The sequence below is a fragment of the uncultured Meiothermus sp. genome (assembly GCF_937863175.1).
Classification (GTDB): Bacteria; Deinococcota; Deinococci; order Deinococcales; family Thermaceae; genus Meiothermus.
On sequence record NZ_CALMCQ010000080.1, the window covers coordinates 1 to 10,662 of the forward strand.

General features: G+C 59.9%; 8 protein-coding genes. 6 read left to right on the plus strand and 2 right to left on the minus strand.

Annotation, left to right across the window (positions count from 1 at the left end):
- Window positions 1-80 precede the first annotated feature (80 nt).
- The 6 genes from Q0288_RS03110 to Q0288_RS03135 all read left to right on the plus strand — a co-directional run bounded on the left by Q0288_RS03110 (window position 81) and on the right by Q0288_RS03135 (window position 5,654).
- Window positions 81-1,208, plus strand: coding sequence for an ABC transporter substrate-binding protein (locus tag Q0288_RS03110; RefSeq protein ID WP_299427050.1), 1,128 nt, complete (start codon window positions 81-83; stop codon window positions 1,206-1,208).
- Between the two features lie 18 nt (window positions 1,209-1,226).
- Complete coding sequence (locus Q0288_RS03115) at window positions 1,227-2,147, plus strand: branched-chain amino acid ABC transporter permease (protein WP_299427031.1); 921 nt, start codon at window positions 1,227-1,229, stop codon at window positions 2,145-2,147.
- 222 nt (window positions 2,148-2,369) lie between these two features.
- A complete protein-coding gene (locus Q0288_RS03120) occupies window positions 2,370-3,293 on the plus strand; it encodes a branched-chain amino acid ABC transporter permease (RefSeq protein WP_299427034.1) in 924 nt (307 codons plus the stop codon).
- Window positions 3,290-4,048 (plus strand): ABC transporter ATP-binding protein, encoded by a 759-nt coding sequence (locus Q0288_RS03125; RefSeq protein ID WP_299427037.1) that lies wholly within the window; start codon window positions 3,290-3,292, stop codon window positions 4,046-4,048. Before Q0288_RS03120 ends, Q0288_RS03125 begins: the two co-directional genes overlap by 4 nt.
- Window positions 4,045-4,755: an ABC transporter ATP-binding protein gene (locus tag Q0288_RS03130; RefSeq protein WP_299427040.1), complete on the plus strand. Its 711-nt coding sequence runs from the start codon at window positions 4,045-4,047 to the stop codon at window positions 4,753-4,755. Before Q0288_RS03125 ends, Q0288_RS03130 begins: the two co-directional genes overlap by 4 nt.
- Before the next feature lie 86 nt (window positions 4,756-4,841).
- On the plus strand, window positions 4,842-5,654 hold the full coding sequence (locus Q0288_RS03135; RefSeq protein ID WP_299427043.1) for an alpha/beta hydrolase: 813 nt from the start codon (window positions 4,842-4,844) through the stop codon (window positions 5,652-5,654).
- Between the two features lie 105 nt (window positions 5,655-5,759).
- Here the strand turns inward: Q0288_RS03135 and dnaE are convergent, their stop codons facing one another.
- On the minus strand, window positions 5,760-9,563 hold the full coding sequence (gene dnaE, locus Q0288_RS03140) for a DNA polymerase III subunit alpha (RefSeq protein WP_299427046.1): 3,804 nt from the start codon (window positions 9,561-9,563) through the stop codon (window positions 5,760-5,762).
- Between the two features lie 120 nt (window positions 9,564-9,683).
- Window positions 9,684-10,529, minus strand: a complete 846-nt coding sequence (locus tag Q0288_RS03145) for a hypothetical protein (protein WP_299427048.1) — start codon at window positions 10,527-10,529, stop codon at window positions 9,684-9,686.
- Window positions 10,530-10,662 lie beyond the last annotated feature (133 nt).

The window sequence follows — 10,662 nt, forward strand, 5'->3', positions numbered from 1 at the left end:
AGCGCGAGGACTACGCCCGCGCCCTGCAGTATCTCGACACCATCGTCGCGCTTCGTCCCGATTTCGTCGAGGGATGGAACATGCGGGCGACCGTCTATTACATGCTCGACGAGTACGACCTGTCGAGCATCACGCGCCTCTCGGGCGGCGGCGCGGCCCTGGGAATTGATGCCCGCGATGGCTTCAACCTGGCAGTGCGGCTTCTGAACAACCAGTTGGGCGGCCTTCCCGTCGAAGTAGTTGTGGCCGACGATCAACAAAACCCGGATGTAGCCCGACAAGCGGTAGACCGGCTGCTCAAGCGCGAGCGGGTGGACTTCATGACCGGTATCATCTTCTCCAATGTCCTCCTGGCTGTGGGTGATGCGATCTTCGAGGAGAATGTCTACTACATCAGCTTGAACGCCGGGCCTTCGGAATATGCCGGGGAGCGCTGCAACCCCTTCTTCTTCAATGTGGCCTGGCAGAACGACAATCTGCACGAGGCCATGGGTCAGTACGTCAACACCCGCCGTTTTGAGAATGTCTTCATCCTGGCCCCCAACTACCCCGCCGGACGCGATGCCCTGACCGGCTTTAAGCGCTTCTTCAGGGGCAGGATCGTCGCCGAAGTTTATAACCGCTTCGGCCAGCTCGACTTCTCTGCCGAGATTGCCCAGATTCGTGCAGCCCGACCCAAAGCGGTCTACACCTTCCAACCGGGCGCGATGGGGGTGAACTTCATCAAGCAGTATGCCGAGGCCGGTCTGCTGCGGGAAATTCCTTTGTTCTTGCCGGGTTTTTCAGCCGACTCCGACGTGATCCGGGCAGTGGGCCGCCCAATGGTGGGCATCTACAATAGCTCGCACTGGGCGTTGGAACTCAACAATCCGGTAAACCAGCGCTTCGTGGAGGAGTTCCGCAAAGCGTACAATCGCACTCCCACCCTCTACGCCTCGCAGGGCTACGATGCCGCGCTAATGCTGGATGCCGCCATTAGAGCCGTGGGTGGCGACATTTCCAAGAAGGATGATCTGCGTAGAGCCTTCCTGGCTGGTTTCAATAGCACCAGAGGCCCCCTCCGATTCAACCGTAACGGCTTCCCCATCCAGAACTACTACCTGCGTCAGGTGATCCAAGCCCCCAGTGGCGAAATCGTCAACCGGCTGGCCGGAACCATCTTTACCAACCACAGCGATGCCTATGTCACGCAGTGCAGGCTAAGGTAATCGAGGAGGTAGAGGCCAGTGCCTCCAACCCTGTTTCTGGAACAGATCCTCAACGGTGTCCAGTTCGGCCTGATGCTCTTTCTACTGGCCGCAGGTCTGACCCTGGTGTTCGGCATCATGGACATGATCAATCTGGCCCACGGCTCGCTCTACATGATCGGGGCCTACCTGACCGCGACTTTTGTGGGCCTGACTGGGGTGTTCTGGCTCGGAGTCTTGCTGGCGGTAGTAGGGACGGCCCTGATCGGGATGTTGTTGGAGCTCACCATACTGCGCCAGCTCTACAAGCGAGATCACCTATCGCAGGTGCTGGCCACCTTTGCCCTGATTCTGATCATCAACGAAGTGGTGCGAATTATCTGGGGTCCGCAGCCCCTGCTACTCTCAGCTCCCGAAGGCTTGTCGGGGCCTATCGAAATTCTGCCCGGACTTAACTACTCGGCGTTTCGTTTAACCATCATTGTGGTGGGTCTGATCGTAGCGGTGGCCTTGCTACTTTTGGTCAACTACACCAGAGCAGGTATGTGGCTGCGGGCTGGTGCCTCCAACCGCGAGATGGCCCAGGCCATGGGGGTACCGATCAAACCCTTGTTCACCCTGCTATTTGGCGTTGGAGCTGCCCTGTGCGCCATCGCTGGTGCCTTCCTGGGGCCGATTCTGGCGGTGCAGGTGGGGATGGGCGAGAGTATCCTGATCCTGGCCTTTGTGGTGATCGTGATTGGGGGTATTGGCTCGATCAAAGGTGCGCTGGTAGGAGCACTGCTGGTAGGAATTGTGGACACTGCCGGGAGGGCCTTTCTTCCCATGCTGCTCAGTCAGGTCGCCTCGCCCGAGGTGGCCTCAAATCTCGGGCCTGCTCTGGCTTCGATTCTGATTTACCTGCTGATGGCAGTGGTGTTGTTTCTTAAGCCCCAGGGACTTTTCCCGGCCCGTACCTAGGGCAGTTGCTATAGAGAGTGCACCAGTTCACGAAACCTGCGGGTGGCAATAGGACGGTGTTCAAAGCCAACCCGGGATGCAATTCACTTGAAAACCGCCCAAGGAGGGATGGATGCGGCGCAACTGGCTGATTTTTCTAAGTAGCTACAGCGTAAGCTTGTCCGAAGAAGTGGGTCGCAAACCTACGCAGGAGCCCACGTTCTTCCATGGGTCGGGGTAACTGTGACCAGATCCCTCTGGAGATACCTGGTTCCGCTAGGCTTGCTCCTGGTATTTCCACCCATTGCCTACGCAACAGGCCTGGAGTTTTATACCGGCCTCATCACCAAAATCATGATCTTCGCGCTGGCTGCCAGCAGCCTCAACCTGATCCTGGGCTACGGCGGCATGGTGAGCTTTGGGCATGCAGCCTATTTTGGTGTGGGAGCGTACACGGTTGCGATCCTGACCCGCGAAGGGGTGACCTCGGCCTGGGTGATCTGGCCCGCCGCCCTGGTGCTTTGCGCTTTGCTGGCGTTCTTGATCGGATCCATCTGCCTGCGCACCAGGGGCGTTTACTTCATCATGATCACCCTGGCTTTTGCCCAGATGATCTACTTCGTGGTGATCTCGTTCAGGCAGTACGGCGGCGAGGACGGCCTGCGAGCACGACGACCCGATTTTGGGCTGTTTGAGCTGAGCGACACCGCCCTCTATTATCTGACCCTGGCTGTGCTGGTAGCAGCGTTGTACGCAGTGGCCCGGCTGGTGAACTCGAGGTTTGGGCGGGTTCTGCAAGCCATCCGCGAAAACGAGTCGCGGGCCGCCGCGATTGGGTATCCAGTCTACCGCTTCCAGCTGGTGGCCTTTGTGATAGCCGGTACGTTGGCGGGGCTGGCAGGGCTGTTGATGGCTCATTACACCCAGTACGCCTCCCCCAACCTGCTGGCCTGGCAGCAGTCCGGCCACCTGATGATGATGGTCATACTAGGCGGCGTGGGTCAGTTCTGGGGCGGGGTGTTGGGAGCCGCAGCGCTGCTGGTGGTGGAAGAAATCCTGCAGGGCTTCACCATCTACTGGCAACTGGGGGTGGGTCTGATTCTCTTGCTGATTGTGCTCTTTGCCCCCAGAGGAATTGCTGGGCTGTTTGGGCGGAGGGGATCGTGAGCCTGTTGACCCTCGAGCACCTCACCAAGCAGTTTGGTGGATTAACAGCGGTCAACGACTGCAACCTTGCGGTGGATGCGGGTGAGATCCACGCCCTGATCGGCCCCAACGGGGCCGGGAAGACCACCCTGATCAACCAGATCTGCGGCGCCCTCCAGCCCACCAGGGGCCAGATTCGTTTTGACGGGCACGACATTACCCACACCCCCCAGCACCAGCGCGTGCGTCTGGGGCTGGCCCGCACCTTTCAGATCACCAACCTCTTCAAGAACTACACCGTGCTGGAAAACCTCGAGCTGGCCGTGCAGGCCCGCAGTGGTAGCAGCTTCCACTTCTGGAATCCGGTGCAGCGCGAGATGCACCTGCGCGAAGAAGCCGAACAAATTACCGAACTGCTGGGCTTAACCTTTCGCAACCACACCATGGTGGCACAACTCTCGCACGGCGAGCAGCGGCAGCTCGAGGTGGGGCTGGCTCTGGCCTGCAAGCCCAAGATGCTGCTCCTCGACGAGCCAATGGCGGGCATGGGATCCGAGGAGTCGGGGCGGATGGTCGAGCTGATCGCAAGGTTGAGTCAGAACCTGACCATCCTGCTGGTCGAGCACGACATGGACGCAGTATTCCGACTGGCCCAACGTATCTCGGTGCTGGTCTATGGCCAGGTGATCGCCTCAGGCCATCCGGAAGAAATCCGGGCCAACCCCGATGTGCATAGGGCTTACCTGGGAGACGATCACGGAGGCAGGCACCCATGAGCATTCTGCTGGAAGTCCGGGATCTTCAGACTGCCTATGGCTCGAGCCAGGTCTTGTTTAACCTTAGCCTGCAAATACACCAGGGCCAGGTTGCCACCCTGCTGGGCCGCAACGGCATGGGCAAGACCACCACGGTGCGCTCCATCCTGGGCCTGACCCCCGCGCGTTCGGGCCTGATCGTTTTTGCAGGTCAGCGTATCGAGGCCCTTCCGCCCGAGCAGATCGCCGCCAGGGGGGTTACCGTGGTACCCGAGGGTCGGCAGATCTTCCCCAACCTCACCGTGAGGGAAAATCTGGTTGCTTTCGCGGCCAACCGCAACCAGAGCGCCGAGCCCTGGACGCTGCAACGGGTTTACCAACTATTCCCCCGCCTGCAAGAGCGGCAGCACAATCTGGGCAACCAGCTCTCCGGTGGCGAGCAGCAGATGCTGGCCATTGGCCGCGCCCTGATGACCAACCCCCGGCTGCTCATCCTTGACGAAGCCACCGAGGGCCTGGCTCCACTGCTGCGCGAGGAAATCTGGCGCTGCTTGAGGTTGCTCAAAGACAGCGGTCAGACCATTCTGGTGATTGACAAGTATGTCGAGCGCCTGATCGCTCTGGCCGACCAGCACACCATCCTCGAGCGTGGGCGGGTGGTCTGGCAGGGCAACTCACACACCCTGAAAGACCAACCCGAGTTATGGAAGCGTTACTTGAGCGTTTGAAGCAAAGGGCAAAAACCTGGCATATGCTTTAGCATCCTTTAGCTCTCTGCGCTCGGCTCTACGCCCTCTGCCCGAAGGAACCCGTCATGACCGAACCCTCCTGGCACGAACTCCAGTACAGCCCCCGACTCTCGGTGCCCCATGCTGCCGATTACTTCCAGCGCTGGGTTGAAGCATCCAGAGCTGCGCAACAACGGTTGAAATACCACGCTAACCTAGCCTACGGCACCGGCCCCAAAGAGACCCTCGACCTCTTCCCTGCCCAGAGCAGCCACTACCTGTTGGTGTTCATCCACGGCGGCTACTGGCGGGCCTTCGACAAGGACGACTTCTCCTGGGTCGCCCCGCCTCTGGTGCGGGCGGGCATCAGCGTGGCCGTGCTGAACTATGCGCTCTGCCCTACCGTGCATATCGCCGACATCAGCGAGCAGTGCCGAAAAGCAGTAGCCTGGCTCTTCCACCATGCAGCCCGGTATGGGGTGGGCAGCAGGGGCATGATTATCAGCGGGCATTCGGCTGGCGGGCATCTTACGGGTGAGATGTTTGCCACCCAGTGGGCTGATTACGGCGTACCACCCGGGGCCATCATCGGCGGAGTATCCATCAGCGGTTTGTTCGATTTGGAACCTCTGACCCAGGTTTCCTTCAACACCGACCTGCGACTCGACGCAACACGTGCCCGGGCTTCCAGCCCAGCTCTTAAGCAGCCAGCGATTGCGGCACCTCTGGTGCTGGCAGTGGGGGAACTCGAGTCCAGCGAATTCCACCGCCAGAGCCAGCTCCTGCACCAGGCCTGGCCGCATAACTGCTCCGAAGTAATTTCACTGCCAGGCTGCCACCACTTCAACGCGCCGGATGTTCTTACCGACCTTAACAGCCCGGTTTGGAAGCCTTTCTAGTAGCAAAAGGGCTGTTAGCCTTCTTGCAGAATGGGGCAGTATCGGGAGTGTTCAGGGGACACTTACGTAACAGGTCTATCGCCCACCCTACCCGGACTTGTCCATCTAGAACGGAACCACTGGCCCCTGGTCTTGCCCTTTTTGATTTCTAAACCCGTTGCTGTCGGCCGATTTGCCATATCCCAGCAGCATCTCGCGGTCTGGAATCAGGCGGGCATCCAGCCAGTCCAGGCTCTGTAGCAGTGGAATGGCCTCCTCGGCGGCTTTGACTTCGCGGGCTTCCACCATCGCCCAACCGCCTGGCCCACGCACTTTGAGTTGTACTGGCAACATACCAGGAAACTCGTCCAGACGGCTGCGCAAATCCAGCAGCTTTTCATCATCTATCAGGGCCATGTCGAGCTCGAGCTCGAGCACCTTGGGCAGGCCCTCGAGTTCGTTGTAGGGGAACACATCCTGGGCCACCACTCTCAAGCTCTCACCCTCACCATCCGGCTCCACCTCCACCACCACCAGTACCGCTGCATCTTCGCCAATGCGGGGCGAGATTTTTTCATAAGCCTTGCCAAAGCCCACCACTTCCACCGCGCCGGTCTCGTCGCCCAGGGTAAAGCGCACCAGCATTCCACCCGATTTGGTGGGCTTGCGGGCAATACCCTCTACCATCCCGGCCAGCAACAATCGCGCACGATTGCGACTTCCTTTGAGTTCGGCGTAGGTTTGGGGCAGTTCTTCCACCGTGCAGCTCGCAGCTTCGCGCAAACCTTTGTAGCGGGAAAGAGGGTGTCCGGTAACGTAGATGCCCAGAGCCTCTTTTTCCAGGCGCAGTTCAGTAATGGGGTCCAGCAGTGGAACCTTGGGAATTTCTGGCTCGAGCGACTCGCCAAACAGCCCCATCATTCCCGACTGGGCCTGCTCCCGTTCGGACTGCGCCCATTTGAGCAGCTCATCCAGTGTGGCCAGCATGGGGCCTCTGGAACCAAAAGCATCGAAAGCCCCGGCTTTAATCAGTGATTCGACCACCCGTTTGTTCGCTACCGTGGTATCCAGCCGCTTGAGGAAGTCCGCCAGCGATCGGAATTTCCCGCCCAGCTCCCGTTCGCCAAGGATGAGTTCGGTAGGGGTTTCGCCCACGTTCTTGACCGCCGAGAGACCGAACAAAACGCGGTTTTCCAGAGCCCGGAAGCTGAAGCCCGACTGGTTGATGTCGGGAGGCAAAACCTCGACCCCCACCCCCCGGGCAGCCCGAATGTACTCGGCCACCTTGTCGGAGTCGCCGCGTTCGACCGTGAGCACGGCAGCAAAAAACTCTACGGGAAAGTGGGCTTTCACATAGGCCGTCTGATACGTCAGGATTGCGTAAGCAGCGGAATGAGACTTGTTGAAACCGTAGTTAGCAAATGCTTCCAGCAAGTCAAACAGCCGGTCGGCTTCATCCTCTGGAATGCCCTTCTCGCCTGCGCCTTGCTTGAACTGGGCGCGGTGCTGGGCCATCTCCTCCATCTTCTTTTTACCCATCGCTCGCCGCAATAAGTCAGCCTCGCCCAGGCTGTAGCCCGCCGCTACTGTGGCAATCTGCATGATCTGCTCCTGGTAGACCGGGATCCCGTAGGTCTCGTCCAGGATGGGACGGATGTATTTCTCGGCCCTGGGGAACTGGGGGAACTCCACCCCCTCGCGCCCGTGGTGGCGGCGGATGTAGGTAGGGATGTTCTCCATCGGGCCAGGCCGGTAGAGCGCGCCCAGCGCAATAATGTCTTGAATCCGGCGCGGCTTGAGCCCCCGCACCGCGCTGGTCATACCCGCCGAGTCGAGCTGGAAGATGCCCTTGGTCTCACCGCGCCCCAGCAGTTCGAAGGTCTGGGGGTCGTTCATGGGAAGGGTGTCGTAATCAACATCCACGCCCCGGGATTCCTTGACGATGCGCCTGCACTCGTCCAGGAACGAGAGCGTGCGCAGCCCCAGGAAGTCCATCTTGAGGAAGCCCAGCGCCTCTACCGAACCCATGTCATACTGCGTGACCTTACCGCCGGTCTCGCCAGCCCGCATCAGCGGCAGGTAGTCTTGCAGCGGCACGTCGGAGATCACCACCCCGGCCGCGTGTACCGAAGACTGCCGGTTCAAACCTTCCAGCTTTTGTGCCACCTCCAGAACCCGTTTCACCAGCGGGTCTTTCTCCATCTCGTTGCGCAGATCCGGGATGGTCTCGATGGCTTTTTCAAGGGGTGCAGGCTTCCCGAATACCACCGGAATTAGCTTGGCCAGTTCGTCGGCTTTTTTGATCGGCAGCCCAAAGACCCGCGCTGCGTCCTTGATAGCAGCCTTGGAGGCCAGGGTGCCAAAGGTGCCGATCTGGGCGACCATCTCGTCGCCGTAGCGTTTGCGGACATACTCGATCACTTCCCCCCGCCTCACATCGGAAAAGTCGGTATCAATATCGGGCATCGAGACTCTGGCCGGGTTGAGGAAGCGCTCGAAGAGCAGGTTGTACTTCAAGGGGTCAATGTTGGTGATGCGGGTGGCGTACGTCACCAGCGAACCGGCTGCCGAACCCCGCCCTGGCCCCACCGAGATCCCGTTGTCCTTGGCCCAGTTGATGAAATCGCCCACGATTAGCAGATAGCCCGGAAAACCCATCCGCTCCACCACGGAAAGTTCGTAGACTGCACGCGACAGAATCGCCCAGCCGTCCCAGACCATCCCTTCGCGGAGTTCCGGCAGGTAGGCGCGGGTGGCCTCGAGATCCGGGGTACGGGCCAGCTCAAGGGCCAGGGTCTCCCCATCGCCGTGCGGTACTGTTCTGCCGGTTTTGCGCAGGAACTCGCGGTAGAGCTCTGGGGTTACCTGGTCGGGGTAGCGCTTGAGCAGTCCCGCAAAGGTGAGTTCGCGAAAATAAGTAACCTCGGTGCGACCTTCCGGCAAGGGATACCTGGGGATGCGGTACTGCACCTTTTTGGGCACCAGCTCCACACTGCACATCCGCCCGATGTTGACCGAGTTATCAAACAGCTCATCCATCCGGCTGCCCCAGAGCTCTTTCTCGTCTTCAAAGGTTCTGACCATCTCCTCCGGACTCTTAACGTAGAACTCGTCGCAGGGGAACTTCCAGCGCGAAGGGTCGTCCCAGGTGGCCTTGGACTGCACCGCCAGCACCACCGCGTGGGCCTCGGCGTCCTCTTTCCTGACGTAGTGCCCATCGTTGGTGGCCACGATGCCCAGGCCGTACTTGTCGGCAAATTCCTTCAAAACTCGGTTAACTTTGTGCTGCTCAGCCAGACCGTGATCCTGAATTTCGATAAAATATCGCTCTGAGCCAAAAATCGTGAGATACTCCTGCAAGCGCTTCTCGGCGTCTTCGTGGCGCTGCTGCAGGATGAACTGCGGAATTTCAGCCCCCAGACAACCCGACAGCGCGATGATGCCAGCATTGTGCTCGCGCAGAATTTCGCGGTCAATGCGGGGTTTGCCATAGAAACCCTCGAGGTAGGCCCGGCTGGCCAGCCGGCTCAGGTTCTGGTAGCCCTCCATGTTCTGGGCCAGCAGGGTCAGGTGGAAGTAGCCGCCATCCAGCCCCTTCCCTTGTTTGCGATCAAACCGCGACTCCGCTGCCATATAGGCCTCATAGCCGATGATCGGCTTGACCTCCATCCCGGTGGCATATTTATAGAACTGCACCGCCCCGAACAGGTTGCCGTGGTCGGTCATGGCCAGCATGGGTTCGTCGGGCGAGACTTTCTTGACCCACTCGAGCAAGTCTTTGATGCGGGCTGCCCCATCCAGCAGGCTGAACTGGGTGTGTTGATGGAGGTGGGCGAATTTACAGGCGGGGCAGTCGTCGGGATGATGAGACCTCGACCTGGAGGGATGGTGTGGTTTGCGGTTCTCGAACGGATTGAGGTCGGTTGCCATTACGGAGTAAGCATAACCCAGTCGGGGTCGTTTATTGTGAATCCAACCTCAGATAGATCGTGACCCAAAGGTCCGTACCAACTGCGAACTCAACAGGGGTTTTTCACAGGCCAGTCTCCACTAAAGCGTTGGGCGCAGCAGGCGGTCAAAGAGGGTAGCCGCGTTGGGCTCGAGGCTTTCGGTCATCCATCGGCGCAGGGCTTTTTCGAGGGTAGTCGGGTCATCGGCGGTATGGACTTTGCGCAGGCGCTCGAGGGCCGAGGGCGCACCGCGTCCCATGTATTCCCGGAGCACTTCCTGGGCCGCGTTCCAGACCACATTCAGGCGGGTATTGCGCTGCTCCTGGTCTTCCTGCCGGGCCTGCTCGAGCAAATCTGGGGGGGCTTTGCTGGGGGCCTGTACCAGATGCAAAGAGCCCTCGCGGAACTGGGCGGGTAACTCTCCACTAAAAAGACGCTTTCCACGGGCAAAAAACCAGGCCCGCCCCACCAGGCCATCCTCGAGCACCAGCGCGCCCGTAAACTGCTCCTGCATCAACGAGCCCATCAAGTCTTCGATCACTACGCTACTGGCTGACATCCCGGCCATGCGTAACAAGCCCTGGGTGAGGGCCACCACCGGGGGCAGGTCGTCGGGGTGAAGGCGGTAGAGCGAGAGTGTACCCAGGCCAAACTCGCGCCGCAACGCCCGGTAAGCCACCGTGCCGGACAGGTGGCCGTAGGTTGTCTGTCGCCAGGCCTCCAGGAGCCGCCCACGATAAAACGCCAGCCAGCCCCGCTCCTCACCGGAGAAACGGGCCAGGGCATAGCCACAAAAGTTGTCCCCCCGCAGCCGTTCTACCAATTCTGAAGTCAGCAGTCCGCCCGGTACGTTCTCGGCCAGGGGATCGTGCTGGGGCAGAAAACTCAGCAAGTAGCCCATCAGGGCAGGAGAAATGTGCTCGAGCAAACCCCGGCTCTCGCTCACAGCCCCTCCCGCACAGATACCTGGCTTTGCGGCTGGGAAGCAGTATAGCGCCCCAGTCTGGGTGAGGCTGGACACCACATGAGCGCTGCAATCCACATACCGTTCTGAATCAGGTTACTACCCTGCCCAACGT

Coding starts and splice junctions, on each gene's coding strand:
- Q0288_RS03110 (WP_299427050.1), top strand. CDS start 81: ATGCGGGCGACCGTCTATTACATGCTCGACGAGTACGACCTGTCGAGC.
- Q0288_RS03130 (WP_299427040.1), top strand. CDS start 4,045: ATGAGCATTCTGCTGGAAGTCCGGGATCTTCAGACTGCCTATGGCTCG.
- Q0288_RS03135 (WP_299427043.1), top strand. CDS start 4,842: ATGACCGAACCCTCCTGGCACGAACTCCAGTACAGCCCCCGACTCTCG.
- dnaE (WP_299427046.1), bottom strand. CDS start 9,563: ATGGCAACCGACCTCAATCCGTTCGAGAACCGCAAACCACACCATCCC.